This window comes from Variovorax sp. 10N420 (assembly GCF_056394705.1).
Map to the genome: position 1 here is coordinate 709,023 of NZ_JBFTIJ010000001.1, position 23,424 is coordinate 732,446.

Annotated in this window: 19 protein-coding genes; 7 read left to right on the forward strand and 12 right to left on the reverse strand. The window is 63.9% G+C overall.

Features of this window, described 5'->3' with window-relative positions:
- Positions 1-2: 2 nt before the first annotated feature.
- The 3 genes from AC1DEK_RS03325 to AC1DEK_RS03335 form a co-directional block, all read right to left on the reverse strand.
- Positions 3-1,754 (reverse strand): pseudouridine synthase, encoded by a 1,752-nt coding sequence (locus tag AC1DEK_RS03325; protein ID WP_478123759.1) that lies wholly within the window; start codon positions 1,752-1,754, stop codon positions 3-5.
- Positions 1,751-2,593 carry an SMC-Scp complex subunit ScpB gene (gene scpB / locus AC1DEK_RS03330; protein ID WP_478123760.1) on the reverse strand — a complete coding sequence of 281 codons (843 nt, stop codon included), beginning with the start codon at positions 2,591-2,593 and terminating at the stop codon, positions 1,751-1,753. The genes AC1DEK_RS03325 and scpB overlap by 4 nt, the downstream gene beginning before the upstream one ends.
- A 127-nt stretch (positions 2,594-2,720) precedes the next feature.
- Positions 2,721-3,746, reverse strand: coding sequence for an RluA family pseudouridine synthase (locus tag AC1DEK_RS03335; protein WP_478123761.1), 1,026 nt, complete (start codon positions 3,744-3,746; stop codon positions 2,721-2,723).
- 14 nt (positions 3,747-3,760) lie between these two features.
- On the opposite strand from AC1DEK_RS03335, the gene AC1DEK_RS03340 reads away from it, so the two are divergent.
- On the forward strand, positions 3,761-4,570 hold the full coding sequence (locus AC1DEK_RS03340; protein ID WP_478123762.1) for an outer membrane protein assembly factor BamD: 810 nt from the start codon (positions 3,761-3,763) through the stop codon (positions 4,568-4,570).
- A gap of 196 nt (positions 4,571-4,766) precedes the next feature.
- Here AC1DEK_RS03340 and AC1DEK_RS03345 read toward each other — a convergent pair whose 3' ends face one another.
- Together AC1DEK_RS03345 and AC1DEK_RS03350 are read right to left on the reverse strand one after the other, a co-directional pair.
- Complete coding sequence (locus AC1DEK_RS03345; protein WP_478123763.1) at positions 4,767-6,779, reverse strand: ATP-dependent DNA helicase; 2,013 nt, start codon at positions 6,777-6,779, stop codon at positions 4,767-4,769.
- Entirely contained in the window at positions 6,779-6,982 is a 204-nt protein-coding gene (locus tag AC1DEK_RS03350; RefSeq protein ID WP_478123764.1) for a DUF465 domain-containing protein, read from the reverse strand. The genes AC1DEK_RS03345 and AC1DEK_RS03350 overlap by 1 nt, the downstream gene beginning before the upstream one ends.
- Before the next feature lie 125 nt (positions 6,983-7,107).
- Between AC1DEK_RS03350 and AC1DEK_RS03355 the strand changes: the two genes are divergently transcribed.
- Positions 7,108-7,878, forward strand: a complete 771-nt coding sequence (locus AC1DEK_RS03355) for a PP2C family protein-serine/threonine phosphatase (protein WP_478123765.1) — start codon at positions 7,108-7,110, stop codon at positions 7,876-7,878.
- A gap of 34 nt (positions 7,879-7,912) precedes the next feature.
- On the opposite strand, the gene AC1DEK_RS03360 is transcribed toward AC1DEK_RS03355, so the two are convergent.
- From AC1DEK_RS03360 to AC1DEK_RS03390, 7 genes are all read right to left on the reverse strand, one after another.
- Entirely contained in the window at positions 7,913-8,602 is a 690-nt protein-coding gene (locus tag AC1DEK_RS03360) for a hypothetical protein (RefSeq protein ID WP_478123766.1), read from the reverse strand.
- Positions 8,599-9,699: a cell division protein ZapE gene (gene zapE, locus AC1DEK_RS03365; protein WP_478123767.1), complete on the reverse strand. Its 1,101-nt coding sequence runs from the start codon at positions 9,697-9,699 to the stop codon at positions 8,599-8,601. Before zapE ends, AC1DEK_RS03360 begins: the two co-directional genes overlap by 4 nt.
- Before the next feature lie 3 nt (positions 9,700-9,702).
- On the reverse strand, positions 9,703-11,130 hold the full coding sequence (lpdA, locus tag AC1DEK_RS03370; RefSeq protein ID WP_478123768.1) for a dihydrolipoyl dehydrogenase: 1,428 nt from the start codon (positions 11,128-11,130) through the stop codon (positions 9,703-9,705).
- A 143-nt stretch (positions 11,131-11,273) separates the two neighbouring features.
- Entirely contained in the window at positions 11,274-12,548 is a 1,275-nt protein-coding gene (gene odhB / locus AC1DEK_RS03375) for a 2-oxoglutarate dehydrogenase complex dihydrolipoyllysine-residue succinyltransferase (RefSeq protein ID WP_478123769.1), read from the reverse strand.
- A gap of 49 nt (positions 12,549-12,597) precedes the next feature.
- Entirely contained in the window at positions 12,598-15,480 is a 2,883-nt protein-coding gene (locus AC1DEK_RS03380; protein ID WP_478123770.1) for a 2-oxoglutarate dehydrogenase E1 component, read from the reverse strand.
- 253 nt (positions 15,481-15,733) lie between these two features.
- Positions 15,734-17,632: a propionate--CoA ligase gene (locus tag AC1DEK_RS03385; RefSeq protein WP_478123771.1), complete on the reverse strand. Its 1,899-nt coding sequence runs from the start codon at positions 17,630-17,632 to the stop codon at positions 15,734-15,736.
- Between the two features lie 68 nt (positions 17,633-17,700).
- Complete coding sequence (locus AC1DEK_RS03390) at positions 17,701-18,579, reverse strand: GDSL-type esterase/lipase family protein (protein WP_478123772.1); 879 nt, start codon at positions 18,577-18,579, stop codon at positions 17,701-17,703.
- Positions 18,580-18,805: 226 nt separating this feature from the next.
- On the opposite strand from AC1DEK_RS03390, the gene AC1DEK_RS03395 reads away from it, so the two are divergent.
- The 5 genes from AC1DEK_RS03395 to AC1DEK_RS03415 are packed head-to-tail and all read left to right on the forward strand — an operon-like array spanning position 18,806 to position 23,421.
- On the forward strand, positions 18,806-19,837 hold the full coding sequence (locus AC1DEK_RS03395) for a LacI family DNA-binding transcriptional regulator (protein ID WP_478123773.1): 1,032 nt from the start codon (positions 18,806-18,808) through the stop codon (positions 19,835-19,837).
- Between the two features lie 57 nt (positions 19,838-19,894).
- A complete protein-coding gene (locus AC1DEK_RS03400; protein WP_478123990.1) occupies positions 19,895-21,226 on the forward strand; it encodes an ABC transporter substrate-binding protein in 1,332 nt (443 codons plus the stop codon).
- 25 nt (positions 21,227-21,251) lie between these two features.
- Positions 21,252-22,205 carry a carbohydrate ABC transporter permease gene (locus AC1DEK_RS03405; protein ID WP_478123774.1) on the forward strand — a complete coding sequence of 318 codons (954 nt, stop codon included), beginning with the start codon at positions 21,252-21,254 and terminating at the stop codon, positions 22,203-22,205.
- A gap of 9 nt (positions 22,206-22,214) precedes the next feature.
- Complete coding sequence (locus AC1DEK_RS03410) at positions 22,215-23,183, forward strand: carbohydrate ABC transporter permease (RefSeq protein WP_478123775.1); 969 nt, start codon at positions 22,215-22,217, stop codon at positions 23,181-23,183.
- 10 nt (positions 23,184-23,193) lie between these two features.
- Positions 23,194-23,421: a hypothetical protein gene (locus tag AC1DEK_RS03415; RefSeq protein ID WP_478123776.1), complete on the forward strand. Its 228-nt coding sequence runs from the start codon at positions 23,194-23,196 to the stop codon at positions 23,419-23,421.
- Positions 23,422-23,424 lie beyond the last annotated feature (3 nt).

Here is a 23,424-nt window from a genome sequence, read left to right on the forward strand (position 1 = left end):
TATCAGCGACCGCGACGGCGACCGCCGCCACCGCCGCCCTGCCCGCCGAAGCCGCCGCCCGATGGACCGCCACGGCGCGGCCCCTGGCGTTGCTCCTTGCGCTGGCGCGAAAAGCTGTCGGCGCCGATATAGCCGAGTGATGTCTTCATCGGGTCGGGCTGATTGGCACCGCTGGGATGGCGATCCTCACCTGGGCGATTCCGGCCCTGCTGGCCTTGCCCCTGCCCTTGCTGGTCGCCGCGATTGCGACGTCCTTGCGGTGGCCCCTTGCCTCCGCCCATTCCCCGGTCAGCCCGCTCGGATCTCGCGCCAGGACCATGTGCCAGCGGATTCGGGATCGGCGTGTCGCGGTCATTTCCCTGTGGACTGCCGCCGTTGCGGTTGCCGCGCCGCTTGCGATTGCGGCCGTTGCGCCCGCCGCCGTCCTGGCTGGGGCCCTTGCCGCTCCCGTTTCCGTTGGCGCGTCCGGGCCGCTCCGCAGCGCCGCCGGCGGCCTGGAACAAGGCTCGGATGTCGCGTTCGTCGAGCTCCATCCAGGCGCCCCGCTTGAGACCGCGCGGCAACACCATGGCGCCGTAGCGGATACGAATCAGGCGGCTGACCGCATGTCCGACGGACTCGAAAAGCCGTCGCACTTCACGATTGCGCCCCTCGGAAATCGTCACCCGATACCAGCAGTTGGAGCCTTCGCCGCCACCTTCTTCGATGGTGCCGAACTGCGCCATGCCGTCGTCGAGCCGAACTCCGTCGAGCAGGCGCTGCTTCTCTTCGCTGCTCAGCGCGCCGAGCACCCGAACGGCATATTCGCGTTCGAGGCCGAAGCGGGGATGCATGAGCTGGTTGGCCAACTCGCCTGAGCTCGTGAAAAGCAGCAAACCTTCCGTGTTGAGATCCAACCGGCCGACGGACTGCCACTTGCCCTGCTGCAGGCGCGGCAGCTTGCGAAATACTGTCGGACGGTTTTGCGGATCGTCGTGGGTGACGACTTCGCCCACGGGCTTGTGATAGGCGATCACGCGCGCCGGGGGTGGCGCGATGCGGTAGCGAATCGGCTTGCCGTTGAGCTTGACCTGATCGCCATATTGAATACGCTGACCGATGTGGGCCGGCTCGTTATTGACCGAAATGCGACCCTGGAGAATGAGTTGCTCCATTTCCAGACGCGAACCCAGTCCGGCCTGCGCCAACACCTTGTGCAGCTTCGGCGAATCGGCTTCCGGCAAGAGCACTCGCTTGAGCGGCGGAACCTCGGGGCTTTCCTCATCAGCGTCGAACTGGCCCGAAATCACGTCCGCAAAGCGGATGGGTTCGGGGGGTGGCGCATTCCGCTGCTCACGCTCGGCAGCACGGCGGGCGCGGTCGAGATCGTCCTCTTCCTCGTCCGGCTCGTAATCTTCATCCTCTTCCACTTCGTCATGAGACGAGGATTCATCCGCTGCTGCAGGGAGTTCCCTCTCTGCTTGCTTTGCTGGCCTCGCTGGCTTCGCTTCCTCGGCCTGCTCTGCCGGACGCTCCTCGGCAACCTGCACCGGCAACTCGCCGGACGTCACAGCCTCGTCGGATACGGCTTCAACGGGCGTTTCGCCAACCGGTTTCCGCCGGCGTGGTCGCCGCTTGCGCGGGGCCTCGGCGGCTTCGTCGGTCGTGGGGATGGCCGCTCCTTCCGCAGGTTGGCTTGGCGCGACATCCCCTCGCTCCTCGATAGCGGGTTCGGTCGGCAGAGTGGCTGCGTCTTCGGGATTCTTGGGGCTCATGGTCGGGTTCCGGAAGGGACGGCGGTGGTGTCGGCCTCATCGGGCGCTGCTTCTGCGTCGACGGGAGAGGAGGATGGGGACGTTTCGGGCTCGGCACTTGTCTGCGCGGCCTCGCCGAAGCTGACGAACGTGTCGTCGAGCTCGCGGATTTCGCGGGCTACGGTCTCGGGCTGCGGCTGCTCTGCAGGATCGGCAACAACGGCAACTTCGGCTTCCGCCGTTGGGGCCGGCTCGGGATCGGCCAAGGGCTCTTCGATCGGCAAGGCCGGCTGGTCGCCGTCGCCGCGAGCCGCCTGCTGCAGGGCATCGATGAGCGTGCCTTGCTGTGCTGGAGATTCGATCACCGGCAACTGATCGAGAGAGGCGAGGCCGAGATCGTCGAGAAACTGCCGGGTGGTCGCGTAGAGCCCCGGCCGCCCGACAGTCTCGCGGTGGCCGATGACTTCGATCCAGTTGCGATCTTCGAGTTGCTTCAGGATCTGGGAGTTGATGGTGACGCCTCGGATGTCTTCCATGTCTCCGCGCGTCACGGGCTGGCGATAGGCAATGATCGCCAGCGTCTCGAGGGCGGCTCGCGTATAGCGCGGCGGCTTCTCGGGATGCATGCGGTCAAGGTGGTCGCGCATTTCGGGGCGACTCTGGAAGCGCCAGCCGCTGCCGACACTCACGAGTTCAAGGCCGCGCTGCGACCAGTCTTCCTGCAATTCGATCAACAGCGACTTGATCGTGTCGGCGCCCAGTTCGTCGTCGAACAGCACGCGCAGTTCGCGCACCGGCAACGGCTGGGTCGAACAGATCAAGGCGGTTTCGAGAATGCGCTTGGCATCCGCCGTATTCATGGTTCGCGTTATCCGGGAAAAGGCGCCTCGAGGACGCTTGTTCAGATGGATGGAAGAAGGCGCTGCAGGCACGCGGCATTCGCAGCGCGAGGCCGGCATCAGGTCGCCGGCGCGGCCCTCGGGACCGTCAGGCGCGATTGTAATCCAGCCCCCAGTCCGACAGACCGTGCACGAGATCCGGCGGCGGCGGCGACAGAAACTCCATCGCTTCGCCGGTCATCGGGTGCACGAATCCGAGCCTGAACGCATGAAGCGCCTGCCGCGTCAACCCGGCCGCATCGGCCCCGCCGTAAAGCCCGTCGCCGACGAGGGGATGCCCTATGGACGCCATGTGCACGCGAATCTGGTGCGTGCGCCCCGTCTCCAGGGTACACCGCACTGCACAGCCGATATCGTTCGTGTCGAGCAACTCGATCAGCGTGCGCGCCGGTTTGCCCGAATGCCGCTCCAGGTCGACGACCGCCATTCGAAGGCGGTTGCGCGGATCGCGGCCGATTGCGCTGTCCACGTGCCGTGCCCGGGTGCCCTGCCAGCTCCGGTGCGCGAGCGCAAGGTACTGGCGCTTCACTTCGCGCGCGGCAATCAACGCCACCAGGGCGTCCATGGCTGCCCTACTGCGCGCGACCACCATCAAGCCGCTCGTGTCCCGGTCGAGCCGGTGGACGATGCCGGCACGCGGAAGCAATGCAGCTTTCGGATCGAGCGCCAGAAGCCCGTTGAGCAAAGTGCCGCTCCAATTTCCCGGAGCCGGATGAACGACCAATCCTGCCGGCTTGTCGATGATCCGGAGGTGCTCGTCCTCGAAAAGGACTTCGATATCAATGGCCTCAGGCCGAAACGCCTGGCTTTGCGGCGTTGGCCGCAGTTCGACGCGCCCCGATTCGCCGGCATGAACGGAAGCGGACGGCTTGGTGATCACCCGTCCCTGGAGTTCGACGACACCGGCCTCGATCAATTGCTGCAGGTAGCTGCGTGAAAACTCGGGCACCAGCGCCGCGAGCGCACGGTCGAGTCGCTGCCCGTGCTGGGCTTCGCCGATCAGGAAATTGCGAATCTCGCTGGCTTCGGACAGGTCACCGGCCTCCTCGTGCTCGGCCGCCTCCGAGGGGTTGCCCGAGGGGCCGGCCGATATAATTGACGGCAACTGTTTCACGAAAGCCTTCTTTGATGTTTCGCGCCAAATTATCGGTTGTCCCTGGTTGGCTGGCCTTGTGTGCAGCGGTATGGCTGGTGGCCGGCTGCTCATCCACCAAGGAAGATAAGACGGCGAACTGGAGTCCCAACAAGATTTACTCCGAAGCCAAGGATGAGGCCGACTCCGGCGCGTACGACAAGGCCGTGCCGCTCTACGAAAAGCTCGAAGGCCGCGCCGCCGGGACGCCGCTGGCGCAGCAAGCCCAGGTCGACAAGGCCTATGCCCAGTACAAGGCTGGCGACAAGGTGCAGGCGGTTGCAACGCTCGACCGCTTCATGAAGCTCCACCCCGCGAGTCCGGCGTTCGACTACGCGCTGTATCTCAAGGGTGTGATCAACTTCAACGACGACCTTGGCCTCTTCTCTTTCATGACGCGCCAGGACTTGTCCGAACGCGACCAGAAGGCAGCCAAGGAATCGTTCGCGTCCTTCAAGGATCTGGTGACCCGCTTCCCTGAGTCGCGCTATGCGCCGGATTCGCGTGCGCGCATGAATTACATCGTGAATTCGCTCGCGCAGTATGAAGTGCACGTCGCCAGGTACTACTACGAACGAGGCGCCTATCTCGCGGCCATCAACCGCGCTCAAGCGGCGGTGGCGGATTACCGGGACGCTCCCGCACTCGAAGAAGCCCTCTACATCATGGTCATGTCCTACGACAAGCTCGGGCTCACCGATCTTCGTGACGACGCGAAGCGCGTGCTGACCAAGAATTACCCTCAGAGCACATACATGGCGCGCGGCTTCCGCTCCAAGGATGATCCTTGGTGGAAGCTTTGGTAGCTCGTAAGCCCCCCGGCTTTTCACTCCGCTATCGCTTCGTGTAACTCCACCCCCCAAGGGGGAGGCCCGGCCGCCTTGGGGCGGCCCGGCGGCGGCCGGTGGATTGGCCCCCCGGCTTTTCACTTCGCTTCGCTTCATGTAACTCCACCCCCCGAGGGGAAGGTACGGCGCCTTGCGGCGGGACGGCGGTGGTGGATCAAACTTGTCGGCTGCTTGCCAGGTTGGCTACGGCGGTGTCGAAATCTTCTTCGGTTTCGATTCTTCGCATGGGCGGGAGCGCAGCCAGCAGACGACGGCCGTAGCCCATGGCGATGAGTCGTGTGTCGCAGATGGCGAGGACGCCCATGTCTGTCTCCCGACGGATCAGGCGGCCGGCGCCCTGCTTGAGGGCGACGGCTGCTTCGGGTAGCGAATAGTCGCTGAAGGCGCTTCGTCCCTGAGATTCAAGGCGTTGGGAACGGGCCTCTACCAATGGATCGTTGGGCGGCGGGAAGGGCAATTTGTCGATGACGACGAGCTGCAGGGCATCGCCAGGGGCATCGAATCCTTCCCAGAACGACGCCGATGCGACCAGCACGCAACCACTTCGGCCCTCGGTGGCGCCCTCTCGGAATCGATCCATCAACGTGCGCTTTGGCAGCTCGCCTTGCACCAGCACTTCAGGTCGCAGCGCCGGCTCCACGGTCTCGAATTCCTGGCGGATCACGTCGCCGATGGTGCGCAATGCGCGCAGGGTCGTCGTCAGGACCAAGGTGCGGCCACCCAGTTGAATGGCACCCCGAGCGGCAAGACCGGCGACGCGTTGGCCATGAGCGGGGTCGTTGGGCTTGGGAAAAGCGCGCGGCACATACAGAGCCGCCTGGCGTGCGTAGTCGAACGGGCTTTGAACACGCAGGACTTCGGCATCGTCAAGGCCACAAGGCTCGGTGAACCATTTCAGCCTGGGATCGTCGCCGAGCGTGGCGGATGTGAATATCCACGCACGCCCATCGTCCTCCGGGCTGGCCGCGTCGGTCTTGAGCACGCGCGTGCGCACCGCCTCGGCAATGTCCAGCGGGGATTCGACCAGCCGCAACTGCGAGCCGACGTCAACCCATCGCACGGAGCCTGTGGGACAAACCTTGGCAAAGCGTTTTGCGCGCTCGGAAAGTTGCTGCGCGCGGTCATGCAGACGCACGAAGTCGGGGGAAAGCTCGCTCACGGTATCAAGCGCACGCGCAGCCGCCTCGAAAGCTTGCTGCAAAGCATCGAGCGCGCCCTGCCAGGCGTCCACACCGACGCCTTCAGGCGATTCGGCGGACCAGCGCAGCTTGGTGCCCGGGTATTGCTTGCCGACGGACAACCTCAACTCGCGCGAGCCATGCTCGACCGCGGCCACCACTTGCTGCCAGTCGACCAGCCCGCGCGCATGCTGGAGTCCTGCGGCCAGTAAATCGCGGGCGAAATCGAGCGCCTGTCCGCTACCGAGTTGCACACCCAGGAACTGGACGCCCGTCTCGTTCAACTGATGGGCTTCATCGAAAACCACGACCCGAACGGTTGGCAACAACTCCGCCATGCCCGACTCGCGCACGGCCAGATCGGCAAAAAACAAGTGGTGATTGATGACCACGACGTCAGCCGCCATGGCCTCGCGTCGCGCGAGATTCACGTGACACGGCTTGAACTGGGGACATTGCGCGCCCAAGCAGTTTTCACGCGTGGAAGTCACCAGGGGAATCAATGGCGAGCGCTCATCCAGGCCCGGAAGTTCAGCCAGGTCACCCGTGCGAGTCGACTTGGACCACTGTTCGATCTTCGCAAGGGTGCGCAAGGTGGCGCGTTCAGGCATGGATGCGTCATGGCGCGCGAGGTCGAGCCGGTGCAGACATAAATAGCTTGCGCGTCCCTTGAGCAAGGCGGTGCGCACCGGCAACCCGAGCGACGCAACAAGCCGGGGCAGATCACGGCCGAACAATTGGTCCTGGAGCGTCTTGGTGGCGGTCGACAAGAGCACCCTCTCTCCGCTCAGCAGCGCAGGCACGAGATATGAAAATGTCTTGCCCACGCCGGTCCCCGCCTCGACCACGAGCACGCCGCCTTCTTCGATGGTCCGCGAAACCGCGAGCGCCATTTGCGTCTGCCCTTCGCGCTCGCGGAATTGTTCGGCCGCCTGCGAGAGCACGCCATCCTGCGCGAAGGCCTCGCGCACTTCTTGCTCGAGGGACATCAGGCTGGCTCTTGGGGATCTAGAGCGCGTTCCAGGCGCGCGATCTCGTCACGCAGCCCCAGTCGCCGCTTTTTGAGGCGTCGCAACAGCAGTTCGTCGCGCGGAACTGCATCCCCAAGCCTGTCGATAGAGGCGTCGAGGTCGGCGTGTTCGATCCGAAGCTCGATCAACTGTCGCGAAATAGAGTGAAGATTGGAGTCCAACGTGCGCAATTCACAAACGGCGCATTTTCGCGGCTCTTCCGCTGCTTGCGTTCACTCGATAATACGTCTTCGTCCAGCTCGCACGAAAACATGAGAGATCGCGCCGTCGGCGCCTCAGCGCCCACATGACCCGAAGCTTTCGACTCGCCGCCGCTACCGGCCTCCACCAAGGCGATCGCCCCTACCAGCAAGACCAAGTCCTCATCATGACCCATCCGCGGGTGTCCGGCTGCGTGCTGGGCGTCGTCGCGGACGGCATGGGCGGCCGCAGCGGTGGGCGCAAGGCCTCCGACCAGGTCCTGATGACGGCGCGCCAGCTCTTTGGACGCTACAAGCCGGGCCGGGACGAACCTGTCGCCGTGTTGCGGCAAATACTCGACGACGCCCACACGGTGATCAAGCTCACCGCAGTGTCGAGCGAACAGGAACCGCACAGCACGCTGGCGGCTTTCCTCATGAATCCCGAAGGCGACTGCGCGTGGGTCCATGCCGGCGATTCGCGCATCTATCACTTTCACAAAGGTCGGCTGGTCAAGCGCACCAAGGACCATTCGTATGTGCAGGTGCTGGTCGACCGCGGCGAGATCAACGATGAAGAAGCGAATCTGCACCCGCAGAGCAACATCCTCCTAGGGTGCCTTGGCATGAAGTCGACGCCGCCGCCGGTCGATATCCACTTCATCCCGCGCATGGTGACCGGCGACGTGCTGATGGCGTGCAGCGACGGCCTGTGGCACTACTTCACGCCCGAAGAGATGGGTGCGCTGCTGTCCGATCAGCCTCCGCGGGCCGCTGTCGAATTGCTGGTGGCCGAAGCGCGCCGCCGTGCACGAGGAACGGGGGACAACATCTCCATCGTCGTGCTGAAACTCGAGCCGCTTCCGGTCGAAGCCTGAGCATTGAAGCGCCAAGGCTCCGCGGCGCCTCGCCTCAAGGCCTAGTCGGAGTGCCAGGGGCAGCAGGCGCTGGTGCCGCCGCGCCGGGTGCCGGCAACGGCGCCGATCTCGGCTTGGTCTTTGCTGCGTTCTGCCGCTCCAGGTCGGCGCGATGCTCTTCGGCCTTCTTCAACTTGGCCTCGTAGTCGGCTCGCTCGGCCGGAGCCTGAGCCCTCCGATTTGCCGCCTTGGCCTGCTCCTCGGCATGGGCGCGCTGCTTGTTCTCGAACTGCCGCTTCTGCTCCGCTTCGCCAGCGGCCGTCTGGGCGCGGCTCTCGGAATGCTCTGCGGCACGTTGCTCGCGTCCCTTTTGCGACTCCAGCGATTGCTCGCGCTTCGCGTCCGCGTCCTTCGCTTGCTGAGGCGACTTTTGCTGCTCGAGCTTGTCGAGTTCGGCCGCGCCGCGGCGCTTGCGCTCGAAGTCGTTGATCGCCATTTCCTGCCGCTTGATGTCTTCAGTATCGGCACGGCGACGGCGGCGACTGTCCTGAAGGCAACCTTCGACCGCGAACTTCTTGTAGCAAGCGGCCTGTTCCGCCGCGAATCGGGTCTCCACGGCCTTTCGCTCGTCACTGAGGCGTGCGCGTTCGGCGTCGAGGTCGGCGTTGGCGGTTGTGGCGGATGTCTGCGCCCAGAGCGGCAAGACAGCCAATCCGAGCAACATGGCGGCGACAGTGTTCTTCATGTCAGGCGTGTGTCCACGACGCGGCGATCGAGCGCCAGGAATTCCGCCGATTGCATCTCGTTGAGCCGGGAAACCGTGCGCGGAAATTCATGGGCCAGCGGGCCTTCGGTATACAACGCCTCGGGGGGGACTTCGGCGGACATGATCAGCTTCACGCGTCGATCGTAAAACACGTCGACCAACCAGGTGAAACGGCGTGCTTCCGAGGCCATGCGCACCGGCATGTAGGGCACGTCGGACAGCAGCACCGTGTGGAACTGGCTGGCAATCTCGAGGTAGTCGTTCTGCGATCTCGGTCCGCCGCACAGCGTCTTGAAATCGAACCAGACGACTCCGCCGGCTTTGCGAAGCGCATGGATTTCTCGCGACTCGATGTGCAGCACCGGATTCTCGTCGGCACTTTCGGCCAAGCGCTCGAAAGCCTTGCGCATCTCCTTGTCGGCGGCGGCGCCGTTGGGCGTGAGATACAGGCGGACCTGCTCCAGCGTGCGGCGCCGGTAGTCCGTGCCGTTGTCGACGCTGATGACTTCGAGCCGCTCGTTCAGCAAGGCAATGGCCGGCAGGATGCGATCTCGGTGCAGACCGCCGGGATACAGGTCGTCGGGCTTGAAGTTCGACGTCGTGACGAAGCCCACGCCGTTTTCGAACAGCGCCACCAGGAGCCGGTGCAGGATCATGGCGTCGGTGATGTCCGCGACGTGAAACTCGTCGAAGCAGATCAACCGATATCGCTTGGAGATGCGCAGTCCGAGTTCATCCAGCGGATTGACGGTGCCCTGCAGTTCGGCCAACTCGCGATGCACCTCGCGCATGAACTCGTGAAAGTGCAGGCGTGTCTTTCGGCGCAGCGGCACGGCGTTGAAGAAGCAATCCATCAGGAAGCTCTTGCCGCGTCCGACGCCGCCATACATGTAGACCCCGCGCGGGATTTCTGGCCGATTGATCAGCTTCTTGAACGCGTTCGAGCGCTGGGCCTTGAAGTCCGCCCATTCGCTCGCGCAGCGATCGAGCGCATCGATGGCGCGGAGCTGCGCGGGGTCGCTCGCGAAACCCCGGGAGGCCAACTCCGCGTCATAGGCCTGCCTGACGACTCCCACTGGTCAGAAGTTCAGCGTGCGCTTGTCGACGGCCAGAGCCGCTTCCTTGGTCGCCTCCGACAGCGACGGGTGCGCATGGCAGATGCGGGCGATGTCTTCGGCGCTGGCCTTGAATTCCATGGCAACCACGGCTTCGGAGATCAATTCGCTCACCATCGGGCCCACCATGTGGACGCCGAGGATCTCGTCCGTCGCCGCGTCCGCCAGGAATTTGACCATTCCGGTCGTATCGCCCAGCGCACGGGCGCGCCCGTTCGCCAGGAAGGGGAAGGTGCCGGCCTTGTAGGCACGGCCGCTCGCCTTGAGCTGTTGTTCGGTCTCGCCGACCCAGGCGATTTCGGGCGAGGTGTAGATCACCCACGGGATCGTGTTGAAGTTGACGTGCCCATGCTGGCCGGCGATGCGCTCGGCCACGGCAACGCCCTCTTCCTCGGCCTTGTGCGCGAGCATCGGGCCGCGCACCACGTCGCCGATGGCCCAGACATTGGGAAGACTGGTCTTGCAGTCGTCGTCCACCACGATCGCGCCGCGCTCGTCGAGATTCAGGCCCACGGCTTCGGCGTTCAGGCCGTTGGTGTTCGGCACGCGCCCGATCGAGACGATCAGCTTGTCCACTTCGAGCGTCTGCGCTTCGCCCTTGGCGTCGGTGTAGGCAATGCTGACGCCGTTCTTGCCTGGCTTGACTTCGCCGACATTGACGCCGAGCTGGATCTTCAAGCCCTGCTTGTCGAAAGCCTTCTTGGCTTCCTTGGCTATCTGCTCGTCGACGGCGCCGAGGAAGGTCGGCAATGCTTCAAGCACAGTGACTTCGGCACCGAGGCGGCGCCACACCGACCCCATTTCAAGGCCGATCACGCCGGAGCCGATCAGCGCGAGCTTCTTGGGCACGCCGCCGATACGCAATGCGCCGTCGTTCGAAAGGACCAGTTCCTCGTCGAAAGGCGCGCCCGGCAACGGACGGGCATTCGAGCCGGTCGCCACGATGATGTGCTTGCCGACGATGCTCTCTTCGGCAGCGCCCGCGACCTTGATCTCGTAGCCGCCGTCCGCAGCCTTGGAGAACGAGCCGCGGCCGTGGAAGAACGCGACCTTGTTCTTCTTGAACAGATACACGATGCCGTCGTTGTTCTGCTTCACGACCGTGTCCTTGCGCGACAGCATCTTCGCCAGGTCGAGACCGAGGCCTTCGACCTTGATGCCGTGGTCGGCAAAGCTGTGCCCGGCATGCTCGTAGTGCTCGGACGATTGCAGCAGCGCCTTCGAGGGAATGCAGCCGATATTGGTGCAGGTGCCGCCCAATGCCGGACCGCCCTTGGCGTTTTTCCATTCGTCGATGCAGGCCACGTTGAAGCCAAGCTGCGCCGCTCGGATGGCGGCAATGTAGCCGCCGGGGCCGCCACCGATGACGATGACGTCAAATTGTTTGCTCATTGATTATTCCGTTTCATTTTTGAAGCGCGCGGCCTTCGCATCTCATCCGCGAACACCGCGGAACCGGCTTTGCCGGGCCGCCGGTGTTGCCCCCGGCAGGGGGAAGGCGAAGCGACACGAAGTGCGCGCAGCCTGGGGGCGAGCTAGATATCGAACAGGAGGCGCGCCGGGTCTTCCAGCGCTTCCTTCATGGCTACCAGGCCAAGCACCGCTTCGCGGCCGTCGATGATGCGGTGGTCGTAGCTCATCGCGAGGTAGTTCATCGGGCGAACAACGATCTGACCGTTTTCCACGACCGCGCGGTCCTTGGTGGCGTGCACGCCCAGAATCGCAGATTGCGGCGGGTTGATGATGGGGGTCGACAGCATCGAACCGAACACGCCGCCGTTGGAGATGGAGAAGGTCCCGCCGGTCATCTCTTCGATGCCCAGCTTGCCGTCGCGCGCCTTGGCGCCGTATTCGGCGATCTTCTTCTCGATGTCGGCAAAACTCATCTGATCGGCATTGCGCAAGATCGGCACCACCAGTCCGCGGGGCGAGCCCACGGCAATACCGATGTCGAAGTAGCCGTGGTAGACGATGTCGGTGCCGTCCACTGATGCGTTGATCACCGGGTACTTCTTGAGCGCGTGCACCGCGGCCTTCACGAAGAAGCTCATGAAGCCGATCTTGACGCCGTGCTCCTTTTCGAACTTTTCCTGGAAGCGCTTGCGCATTTCCATCACGGGCGCCATGTTCACTTCGTTGAAGGTGGTCAGGATGGCGTTGGTCGATTGCGACTGCAGCAGGCGTTCGGCAATGCGTGCACGCAGGCGGCTCATCGGCACGCGCTGTTCAGGGCGGTCGCCAAGATTCGACAGGCCGGCCGGCATTGCGACTTGCGGCAACGCCGTCTTCGGTGCGCCAGTGGAGACAGGCACGGGCGCCGCCACCTTGGCGGTCGCGCCGCCAGCGACTGCGCCGAGCACGTCGCCCTTGGTCACGCGCCCGTCCTTGCCGGTGCCGGTCACGTCGCCGGTGCTCAGCTTGTTGTCCGCCAGGAGCTTGGCTGCAGCGGGCATGGCGACGTCGGACTTCGAGGTGCCGGTCGCTGCCGCAGCAGCGGCCGGGGCTGCAGCCGCCGCGGGAGCCGCCGCCGGAGCGGCAGCCGGCGCAGGCGCAGCAGCACCAGCCTTGCCTTCGGTGTCGATCTTGGCGATCAACTGATCGGCCACGACGGTGGCGCCGTCTCCCACGACGATTTCGGCCAGCACGCCCGCCGAAGGTGCGGGCACTTCCAGCACGACCTTGTCGGTTTCGATCTCGATCAGGATTTCATCGACGGCGACGGCCTCACCGGCCTTCTTCTTCCACTGCAACATGGTGGCCTCGGCCACGGACTCGGACAGTTGGGGGACTTTGACTTCAACGATGGACATTTTTATGTAGTTCCAGCTTCGTGTTTCTTGTGAATGAATCGAGTTCTTCTTACTTGGTCAGCACGAAGCCCTTGAGTTTTGCGAAGGCGGCGTCGACGAGTGCCTTCTGCTGTTCCTGGTGCAGGTGCGAATAGCCCACCGCAGGCGACGCCGAGGCGGCACGGCCGGCATAGCCCAGCTTCTGGCCTTCCAGCATGTTCTCGTGGATGTAGTGCTGCACGAAGAACCAGGCGCCCTGGTTCTGCGGCTCGTCCTGGCACCACACGACGTCCACGAGGTTCGGGTACTTCTTCAGTTCGGCGGCGAAAGCCTTGTGCGGGAACGGGTAGAGCTGCTCGACGCGAATGATCGCCACGTCGTCGGTGCCCTTCTCCTCGCGCTTCTTCGCCAGGTCGTAGTAGACCTTGCCCGAGCACGCGATCACGCGCTTGACCTTGTCGGCCTTCAGGTCCTTGGTGTCCGGAATGACCGTCTGGAAACCGCCCTTGGTGAACTCGGACAGCGGCGAAGTCGCATCCTTGTTACGAAGCAGCGACTTCGGCGTCATGATGATCAGCGGCTTGCGCAGGCTGCGCACCATCTGGCGGCGCAGCACGTGGAAGATCTGGCTGGCCGTGGTGGGTTGCACGACCTGCATGTTGGTGTCGGCGGACAGCTGCATGAAGCGCTCGAGGCGGGCCGAGCTGTGTTCCGGGCCCTGGCCTTCGTACCCATGCGGCAGCATCAGCGTGATGCCGTTGACGCGGCCCCACTTGACTTCGCCCGATGCGATGAACTGGTCGAGCACGACTTGCGCACCGTTGACGAAGTCGCCGAACTGCGCTTCCCAGATCACGAGCGTGTTCGGGTCATTCGAGGCGTAGCCGTATTCGAACGCAAGCACCGCCTCTTCCGACAGGATGGAGTCGATGACGACGAACGGCGCCTGGTTCTCGGCCACGTTCTGGAGCGGCACATAGGTGCCCTCGTCGAACTTCTCGCGGTTCTGGTCATGCAGCACCGCGTGACGGTGCGTGAAGGTGCCGCGCCCGCTGTCTTCGCCGGACAGGCGGACCGGATAGCCGCTGGCGACCAGCGAGGCGAAAGCCATGTGTTCGCCCATGCCCCAGTCGACGTTGACGTCGCCGCGACCCATCGCGGCGCGGTCGTCGAGCACCTTCTTGACGAGCGGGTGCACGGTGAAGTTGTCCGGCGCCTTGGTGATGCGTTCCGCGAGGCGCTTCCACTCCGCGGTGGGGATCGCCGTATCGCCGGCGTCGGTCCACTTCTTGTTGAGGAAGGGGCTCCAGTCGACCGCGTACTTGCTCTTGAAGTTGGTGAGCACCGGGTCCGACGTGTTCTTGCCGGCGTCGAATGCGGCGCGCTGCGCCTTGACCATGTCGTCGCCGAGCGTCTCGCCCATGCCTTGGGCGGCGAGCTTGTCGGCATACAGCTTGCGCGTGCCGGGGTGCTGCGCGATCTTCTTGTACATCAGCGGCTGCGTGAGCGCCGGCGTGTCCTGCTCGTTGTGGCCGAGCTTGCGGAAGCAGATGATGTCGACGACCACGTCCTTCTGGAATTCCATGCGGAAGTCGAGCGCGAGTTGCGTGGCGAGCACCACCGCTTCGGGATCGTCACCGTTCACGTGCAGCACGGGGGCTTCGATCATCTTGACGATGTCGGTGCAATACAGCGTCGAGCGGCTGTCGCGCGGATCGCTGGTCGTGAAGCCGATCTGGTTGTTGATCACGATGTGAACCGTGCCGCCCGTGGAGTAGCCACGCGTCTCCGCCAGCGCCAGCGTTTCCATGACGACGCCCTGCCCTGCAAAGGCCGCATCGCCGTGCACGATGACGGGCAAAACCTGTTTGCCGAGCGGATCGGCGCGGCGGTCCATGCGCGCGCGCACCGAGCCTTCGACGACGGGATTGACGATTTCGAGGTGCGAAGGATTGAAGGCCAGGCTCAAATGAACCGGGCCACCCGACGTCGACACGTCGGAACTGAAGCCCTGGTGGTACTTGACGTCGCCGCTTGGCAGGTCCTCGGGGGCCGTGTGGTCGAACTCGGCGAAGAGGTCCGCGGGCAGCTTGCCCAGCGAATTGACCAGCACGTTCAAGCGGCCGCGGTGCGCCATGCCGATGACGATTTCCTGCACGCCACGCCGTCCGGCCTGGTCGATGAGTTCGTCCATCGAGACGATGAAGCTTTCGCCGCCTTCGAGCGAAAAGCGCTTCTGGCCGACGTACTTGGTGTGCAGGAAGCGTTCGAGGCCTTCGGCCGCGGTGAGGCGCTCCAGCACGCGCTTCTTCTCGTCCGGGGTGAGCTTCGGATTGGTGCGGGCGCTTTCGAGCTTCTGCTGCCACCAGCGCTTTTGCGCCTGGTCGGTCATGTACATGTACTCGGCGCCGATGGTGCCGCAGTAGGTTTCGCGCAGGGCGTTGAGCAGGTCGCGCAGGGACATTGTGTCCTTGCCGAAGAAGGTGTTGCTCGTGTTGAACACCGTCTCGAGGTCACCGTCGGAGAAACCGTAGAACGATGGTTCGAGTTCAGGGATGGCTGGGCGCTCGGTGCGCTTGAGGGGATCGAGGTCTGCCCAGCGGGCGCCGACGTTGCGGTAGGCGGCAATCAGTTGCTGGACGGCGGTGCGCTGGCGGCCGAGTTCGGAATCAGCGCCAGTGGCGACGACGACCTTCGACGTGCCCTGCTTGGCGCGTTCCGCGAAAGCATTGACGACCGGCAGATGCGGTACGTCCTTGGCATTGGTTCCGTCGGTGGCCGGGACGTTTTGCAGCGCGTCGAAGTACGAGCGCCAGTTGTCGGGCACGCTGCCGGGATTGGTGAGGTAGTTTTCGTACATCTCTTCGACATAGGGCGCGTTGCCGCCGAAGAGGTAGGTGTTGCCTTGATAGGCGCTGTAGACGGACGAAGACGTCGACGAGGAATCGCTCATATTCCGCTGACCTTCGCTTCCCTGAAGGAAGCACTAGCTGGTTTAAGAAACCTTCCGCGACACGGCTGAACCGGTTGGCGGATGCGACTGTGGCTGGGGAAGGGCCTGAGTACCGCCGCATTGTGCCACTGTTCACTGTTGCTCGCCCCCAGGCTCGCGCACTTCGTGTCGCTCAGCCCCCCCCACCGGGGGCAATACCAGCGGCCCGGCTAAGCCGGTTCCGCGGTACTTCGCGAATTGGGGCGGCGGGCGGTTAAAGGGAGTTGGTGATTTGGTGGAGGGCTGAGGGGTCGTCGATGGTGGTGAGGTCGCCGGGGTCGCGGTGTTCGCAGACGGCCTGAATGGCTCTGCGGAGGAGCTTGCCGCTGCGGGTCTTGGGCAAGGCGGTGACGAAACGGACTCTGGCGGGACGGGCGAGTGCGCCGAGGTCGTCGGAGACGCGTTTCATGATTTCTCCTTCGAGACGCAATGCGGAATCGGCATCGGCGGCCGCGTTCCTTGGGACGACGAAGGCCATGGCGACTTGGCCTTTGAGGGGGTCGGCGACGCCGACCACGGCGACTTCGGCGACGTTGGGGTGGCCGGAGATGCTTTCTTCGATTTCGCGGGTGCCCAGGCGATGGCCGGCGACGTTGATGACATCGTCGGTGCGGCCGAGGATGTAGAAATAGCCGTCCTCGTCTTTGATGCCCCAGTCGAAGGTCGAATAGACCATCTTTCCGGGAATGCTTTTCCAGTAGGTATCGATGAAGCGGGCATCGTCTTTCCAGATGGTCTGCATGAAACCTGGGGGCGTGGGGCCCTCGATGACGACGACGCCCTTTTCGCCTGCGCCGACAAGCTCTTCCCCGGTGGTTTCGTGGACGATCTTGACCTTGAACCCGTACATGGGGATGCCGGGGCTGCCCGGCTTGCTGGGTGTGGGCTCGACGCCATTCGCCACGGTGAGGATCGGCCAACCGGACTCGGTTTGCCAATAGTTGTCGATGATCGGCACGCCGAGGCCCTCGCCGATCCAGCGGCCGGTGGGTTCGTCCAGTGGCTCGCCGGCCAGGAAAAGCGCCCGGAGGCTCGACAAATCGTATTTTTTGAGCAATGCGGGGTCTTGCTTCTTGAGCACGCGAACCGCGGTCGGCGCGCTGAACATCACCGTGACTTTGTATTTCTCGACCAGCCGCCACCAGATTCCGCCATCAGGTTGCCGGTCGATGCCTTGCGTTGGCAGGCCTTCGTACATGATGGTTGCCATGCCGGCGATCAGCGGGCCATAGACGATGTAGCTGTGGCCGACGACCCAGCCGATATCGCTGGTCGAGAAATACGTCTCGCCGGCGCGGCCGTCGAAGATGTGCTTCATGCTCGCGGCAAGCGCCACCGCATAGCCCCCGGTGTCGCGCTGCACGCCCTTGGGCTTGCCGGTGGTGCCGCTGGTATAGATGGTGTAGCTGATGTCGGTGGCGTCCAGCCAGGTGCATGGCACAGCCGTGTCACGGAGTTTTTCGAGGAGCGGCGCCGCAAGATGGTCGCGCCCTTCGGTGAGTGCCATCGGCGCGAGGCCGCGGTCGACCAGCAACACGGCGGACGGCTTGTGCGCCGACAGGCGGATCGCCTCATCCAGCAGCGGCTTGTAGGCCAGCACTTTGTTGCCGCGCGATCCTCCGTCGGCGCTGACGATGACCTTTGGCGCGGCGTCATCGATGCGCGATGCCAGCGACCCGCTCGCAAAGCCGCCGAAGACGACGCAATGGATGGCCCCGATGCGTGCGCACGCCAGCATCGCGAAGGCGGCCTCCGGAATCATCGGCATGTAGATCAGCACGCGATCGCCTTTGCCGACACCGAGTTCGATCAGGCTTGCGGCCATCCTCTGCACTTCAGAGTGCAGTTCGCGGAAGGTGTAGCTTTTTTCGACGCCGGTTTCGGTCGACACGAAGATCAACGCCCGTTGATCGCCGCGCTCAGGAAGATGCCGGTCGACCGCGTTGTGGCAAAGGTTCGTCGTGCCGCCTGCGAACCATCGCGCGAAAGGCGGGTAACTCGCATCGAGGATCTGTTTCGGCGGCGTCTTCCAGTCGATCAACTCGGCCTGCTCGGCCCAGAACGCTTCGGGCGCATCGATGGAACGGCGATAGAACTCCGCATAGCGGCTCATGGGCTTGTCTCCTGTCGGCTCTGCAGGCCGTGCTGCAAGTATGAGCCGTTGCCTTTCGGCAAGCTGACTCACACGGCGCCCCCGTCGCACGCCACGCGCAAAGACGCTGCATGCGTGGCGGCGACAGGCGCAGTCACATCGAGCATGGATGTGGCGGCGTTGCGCCTTTGCGCATCCTGAATCAGTTCATTCAGGCAGGCCGCCTCCCGCAGGTGCTCATAGCAGGCGCGATATCCGGCACTGCTGGGATGGACGCCATCGGGCGAGAAATAGATCGAAGGCTCGCTCGAGAACGGTTCCTTTCGCCGCTCACCGAAGACGCTGATGAAGCGCACGCCGTGCCGCGCGGCCATTCGCTCGAAGAGCATGCACACCCGATAGGTCCGCGAACTCGCCCACCATGACCACGGCGCCATGAAGACCGGTGCAAGTCCCAGGTTGGCGCTGCACAGCCAGAGCACCTTCGTGCCGCGCCGGGTCAGTTCGGGCAGCAGGATATCGGCATCCAGGGCAAGGCGCGCCGTGGGCGTCAGGCGCAGCACGTCGTTGCCGCCCACCATCAAGAGGATCAGGTCGTAGGCAGGCTCCGCAGCGCCGGCCGGCAGCGCGTCGAGTTGATTGCGAACGTCCTCCAATCGCGCGCCGCTGACGGCCAGGTTCGTGATCTCGACCTGCGGATGGTCCGCGCTGAGCATTCCCGGGATCGATTCGTCCGGCAGATTGGCGCCGAGCCCCACACCGGTGCTGTCGCCCAGCACCAGGACTCGCGCCGACGGCTGCTCGGGCTTGCACTGGTAGGGGTGATCGACCGCCCACGTGGTGCGGGCCGTGCGAAGTGAGTGCCGCACCCGCAGCCACTGCGCCGCGGTGACCGAAGCGAGCGCAATCGCAGCCATCGCGGCGGACGCACCGATCACGGTCGGCATTCTGTTGACCGGCAAGTGCATCGGGATCTCCTTCTTCTTCTCTTCAACTGTGTTCTTTATCGAGAAGGTGCCAGTTGAATGGCTGCCGGAAACCATGTCATTTTGTTGCAGGACAGCGCGGACGCTCTGCCAGAGGCGCTGGGCGGCATCCGAGGCGTCGGCTCGGGGCTGTCTTGGATGCTCCAAAACCCTGATTGATTTAATTAGAGATGTAAATACGATCAACTCCGTCATAAAGACATCGCCCATGTCCTCCGCGCCCACCATCGCAGACATCGCACGCACCGCTGGTGTGGGGACGGCCACTGTCGATCGCGTGCTCAACCGGCGCCCGGGCGTCAATGCCGAAACCGTTCAGCGCGTGATGCAGGTGGTCGAAGAACTCGGCGCGCCGCAGCAACCGGGACGGCCGCGACGGGCCGCGAATTCGCGCTTCGCCTATGTGCTGCCGGCCGATGCCTCACCGTTCCTGGACTTGGTCGAGAGGCAGATTGCCCAGGCGGCAGGCGATTTCCGGCATGCCCATATCACTGAGGTCACGCATCGCATCGACGCTACCGATCCCGCGCGCTTTGCCGACGAGTTGGCGCAAGTCGGCAATTGCGAGGGGGTTGCCGTGCTGGCGCCGGACTTGCCGCCGATCAAACGCGCGATCAACGAACTGGTGCGCGCCGGCGTCCATGTCGTGACCCTCTTCTCGGACGTCGCCGGCTCGATGCGCGAAACCTGCATCGGAGCCGACAACCGCGCCGCCGGCCGCACCGCGGGCTTGCTGCTCGGACGGATGTCGAACGACAGCCGCCGCGACACGCTGCTGCTGTCCTCGCAGGCAACGCGCCTTTCGGCGGAAATCGAACGGCGCATCGGATTCGCGCATGTCCTCGAAGAGCGCTTTCCCAGGCTGCGCCTGATGCGCACGCCCGATCTGCCGGCCGACGACGATGGCGCTTGCGACGCACTGCTGCAAGCACTGAAGGACGACATCGATCCGGCACGGGTGGCGGGCATCTACAACGTCGGCTCCGGCACCGCCGGGGTTGCGCGGGCCATGGCGCAAAGCGGCCTCGCGCCGCAGGTTGGCGTGGTCGCCCATGACTTCACGGACGCGCACGCCTCTTTGCTGAGCGCGGACGCCCTTTCCTACGTCCTGCACCAGGACATCCATTACTGCGTGTTGACGGCGGCGCGCGTTCTGCGCGCGCTGTGCGAGAACGTTCGCGGTGCACTCAACGTGGTGCAGCCGCGCATCGAGATCCTGACGGCCGAGAACCTTCATTGAGCGGACGCCCGGTATGTGCCCCTGAACCCAAATCTTTGGAGACAGCTCATGAAATCGATGTCGAAGATGCTCCCGGGGGTGATCGCCCTCGCCGCTGCCACCGTGCTCAGCCTGACCCCCGTGGACGTCCGTGCCCAGGACAAGACCATCACCCTTTGCTGGGCCGCGTGGGACCCGGCCAATGCGCTGGTCGAACTCTCGAAGGACTTCACTACCAAGACCGGCATCAAGATGAAGTTCGAGTTCGTGCCGTGGACGAGCTTTGCCGACCGCATGCTCAACGAGCTCAACTCCAAGGGCAAGCTGTGCGATCTCATCATCGGCGACAGCCAGTGGATTGGCGGCGCGGCCGAGCAGGGCCAGTACGTCAAGCTCAACGAGTTCTTCGACAAGGAAGGCATCAAGATGACCGACTTCGCGCCCGCCACCGTGGTGGGCTATGCGGAGTGGCCGAAGAACACGCCCAACTACTGGGCCCTGCCCGCCATGGCAGATGCGGTGGGCTGGACCTATCGCAAGGACTGGTTCGCCAAGCCCGAGTTGCAGGCCGAGTTCAAGAAGAAGTACAACCGCGACCTCGCGCCGCCGAAAACCTGGGGCGAGTTCAAGGAAGTGGCGGAGTTCTTCCAGGGCCGGATGATCGACGGCAAGAAGGTCTATGGCGCCTACCTGTTCACCGAGCGCGGTTCGGAGGGCATCACGATGGGCGTGACCAACGTTCTCTACCCGATGGGCTTCAAGTACGAAGACCCGAAGAAGCCGTATGCCATGGACGGCTTCGTCAACTCGCCCGACGCGGTGCGCGGCCTGGAGTTCTACAAGGCGCTCTACAAGGGAAGCACGCCGCCCGGGCTGACCAATGCCTACATGACCGAAGGGCTCGACGCCTTCAAATCGGGCCAGGTTGCGATGATGATGAACTGGTTCGCCTTCTTCCCGGGCCTCTACAAGGACCCGAACGTCGGCGGCGAAAAGATCGGCTTCTTCGTCAATCCGTCCGACAAGACCAAGGGCGTGCAGCTCGGCGGCCAGGGGATCTCGGTGGTTTCATACTCGCCCAATCGCAATGAGGCACTGCAATACATCAAGTGGTTCGCGAACCCTGACGTGCAGAAGAAGTGGCAGGCCATCGGCGGCTCTTCGGCTGCCAAGGCCGTGCTGAACGACCCGGCATACCCGAAGAGCTCGCCGTTCGCGCAGCCGTTCCTCGACTCGATGAACATGGTCGTCGACTTCTGGGCCGAGCCTTCGTATGCGCAACTGCTGCTGTCGATGCAAAAGCGCGTGCACGACTATGTGGTCGCCGACAAGGGTACTGCCAAGGAGGCGCTCGATGCACTGGTGGTCGATTGGAAGAAGGTCTTCAAGGACGACGGCAAGGCCAAGTAGTACGGGAAGCACACGCGGAACCGGCATGCAAAACCCGCCCTTCATCGTCGTGCGCGCCGCGCAAGCCACACCGCCCAGCGTGGCGGTGCGGATGCGCGGGCTCTCCGACCGCGCCATCGCATGGCTGTTCGTCGGCCCGACGATGCTGCTGCTGCTGGCGATCAACATCTTTCCGCTGATCTGGACGATCAAGCTGTCGTTCACCAACTACCGGGCCAACCGGCCCAACGCAGCCGTGGTCGACGTCGGCATCGACAACTATGTGTCGGTGCTGACCGATCCCGACATCTGGCTGGCGATGCAGGCAACGGCGCACTTTCTCTTCTGGACCATCTTCCTGCAGGTGCTCATTGGCTTCTCACTGGCTTACCTGATCGATCGCAAGTTTCGCGGCCATGGCTTCTGGACCACGATGATCCTGATCCCGATGATGCTGTCGCCCGCAGTGGTTGGCAACTTCTGGGCCTTCCTTTACCAACCGCAGACCGGCTTGTTCAACTACGCCGTCTCGTACCTGTCGGGCGTGCCGGCGTCGTCTTTCGAGATGATCGGCTCCGTCAAGCTTGCGCCCTGGGCCATCGTCATCGTCGACACCTGGATGTGGACGCCCTACGTGATGCTGATCTGCCTTGCGGGTCTGCGCTCCATTCCGGACTACATCTACGAGGCCGCAGAGGTCGACCGCGCCTCCAAGTGGCGTCAGTTCTGGTCGATCACGCTGCCGATGGTGCTGCCCTTCATCATGTTGGCGGTGCTCTTCCGCGGCATCGAGAACTTCAAGATGTTCGACATGGTCAACCTGCTGACCTCGGGCGGGCCCGGCTCGGCGACCGAGCTTGCCTCGATCACGCTCAAGCGCGAGGCTTTCGAGAAATGGCGCACCGGGTATTCGTCGGCCTTCGCCATCATCCTTTTCGTTGCGGTGTTCGGCCTTGCCAACATCTACGTCAAGGCCCTCAACCACGTGAAGAACCGCTGAAGGACGCACATGAGCACCAGCACCAGCATGGGCATCAGCACAGCGCACTCGGTCGTTGAGCCGAGTTCGCGCACACGGCGGGTCGCGGGCGCCGTCGTCGTCCTGTACGCGCTCGTCACGATGATCCCGCTGGTGTGGATCATCCTGACCGGCTTCAAGACGCCGACGGATTCGATCAGCTATCCGCCGAAGATCCTGTTCACGCCTTCGCCGCAGGGCTATTGCAACCTCTTCACGACGCGCTCGCGCCAGACGCCCGAATACATCGCCGCGCTGCCACCGCCGAGCGATGTGTGCGACAAAGTCGCGCGGGGCGACAACATGGTGGTCGCCGGCAGGTCCAACTACATCCCGAGATTCGTCAACTCGCTGATCATCGCCTTCGGCTCGACAGTGCTGTCGGTCGGCATCGGCGTGATGGCGGCCTATGCGTTCTCGCGCTTCAACGTGCCGCTGAAGGACGATCTCCTGTTCTTCATCCTGTCGACGCGGATGATGCCGCCCATCGCGGTGGCGATCCCCATCTTCCTGATGTACCGCGAACTCGGGCTGTCGGACACGCGGCTGGGGATGATCCTGCTCTACAGCGCCGTGAACGTGTCGCTCGCGGTCTGGCTGCTGAAAGGCTTCATCGACGAGATCCCGCGCGAATACGAAGAAGCGGCAATGGTCGACGGCTACACGCGCCTGCAGGCCTTTCGGAAGGTGGTGTTGCCGCAAGCCACCACCGGCATTGTTGCGACGTCGATCTTCTGCTTGATCTTCGCGTGGAACGAATACGCCTTCGCGGTGCTGCTGACTTCGGGCACCGCACAGACGGCGCCGCCTTTCATCCCGATCATCATTGGCGAAGGTGGGCAGGACTGGCCGGCCGTTGCCGCCGGCACCACGCTGTTCCTGGTGCCGATCCTGGTCTTCACGATCCTTCTGCGCAAGCACCTGTTGCGCGGCATCACCTTCGGCGCGGTGCGCAAGTAGGAGTGCACGAATGCCAGACATGCCGACCGCCTCTTCGCTCTCCCCCGCCTCACCCGATCGGCGCCGCTGGCCGCGCTGGCTGCGCCGCGGACCGATGGAAATCGTCGCCTGCCTCGTGATCACCGCCGGGCTCGTGATGATGTTGCAACCGCTGGCAATGGCGCTGTTCACGTGGTCGTTCACCACGACGCTGTTCGGCACCGCGCTGTTCATGGTCGTCTCCAAGTTTCCCGAGTGAGCC

Bases quoted from the DNA above. Each gene is read 5' to 3' on its own strand.
- lpdA (WP_478123768.1), bottom strand. From the start codon at position 11,130: ATGAGCAAACAATTTGACGTCATCGTCATCGGTGGCGGCCCCGGCGGC.
- AC1DEK_RS03405 (WP_478123774.1), top strand. From the start codon at position 21,252: ATGCAAAACCCGCCCTTCATCGTCGTGCGCGCCGCGCAAGCCACACCG.
- AC1DEK_RS03340 (WP_478123762.1), top strand. From the start codon at position 3,761: ATGTTTCGCGCCAAATTATCGGTTGTCCCTGGTTGGCTGGCCTTGTGT.
- AC1DEK_RS03380 (WP_478123770.1), bottom strand. From the start codon at position 15,480: ATGAGCGATTCCTCGTCGACGTCTTCGTCCGTCTACAGCGCCTATCAA.
- AC1DEK_RS03355 (WP_478123765.1), top strand. From the start codon at position 7,108: ATGACCCGAAGCTTTCGACTCGCCGCCGCTACCGGCCTCCACCAAGGC.
- odhB (WP_478123769.1), bottom strand. From the start codon at position 12,548: ATGTCCATCGTTGAAGTCAAAGTCCCCCAACTGTCCGAGTCCGTGGCC.
- AC1DEK_RS03390 (WP_478123772.1), bottom strand. From the start codon at position 18,579: ATGCACTTGCCGGTCAACAGAATGCCGACCGTGATCGGTGCGTCCGCC.
- AC1DEK_RS03395 (WP_478123773.1), top strand. From the start codon at position 18,806: ATGTCCTCCGCGCCCACCATCGCAGACATCGCACGCACCGCTGGTGTG.
- AC1DEK_RS03360 (WP_478123766.1), bottom strand. From the start codon at position 8,602: ATGAAGAACACTGTCGCCGCCATGTTGCTCGGATTGGCTGTCTTGCCG.
- AC1DEK_RS03410 (WP_478123775.1), top strand. From the start codon at position 22,215: ATGAGCACCAGCACCAGCATGGGCATCAGCACAGCGCACTCGGTCGTT.
- AC1DEK_RS03400 (WP_478123990.1), top strand. From the start codon at position 19,895: ATGTCGAAGATGCTCCCGGGGGTGATCGCCCTCGCCGCTGCCACCGTG.
- scpB (WP_478123760.1), bottom strand. From the start codon at position 2,593: ATGAATACGGCGGATGCCAAGCGCATTCTCGAAACCGCCTTGATCTGT.
- AC1DEK_RS03415 (WP_478123776.1), top strand. From the start codon at position 23,194: ATGCCAGACATGCCGACCGCCTCTTCGCTCTCCCCCGCCTCACCCGAT.
- AC1DEK_RS03345 (WP_478123763.1), bottom strand. From the start codon at position 6,779: ATGTCCCTCGAGCAAGAAGTGCGCGAGGCCTTCGCGCAGGATGGCGTG.
- AC1DEK_RS03385 (WP_478123771.1), bottom strand. From the start codon at position 17,632: ATGAGCCGCTATGCGGAGTTCTATCGCCGTTCCATCGATGCGCCCGAA.
- AC1DEK_RS03325 (WP_478123759.1), bottom strand. From the start codon at position 1,754: ATGAGCCCCAAGAATCCCGAAGACGCAGCCACTCTGCCGACCGAACCC.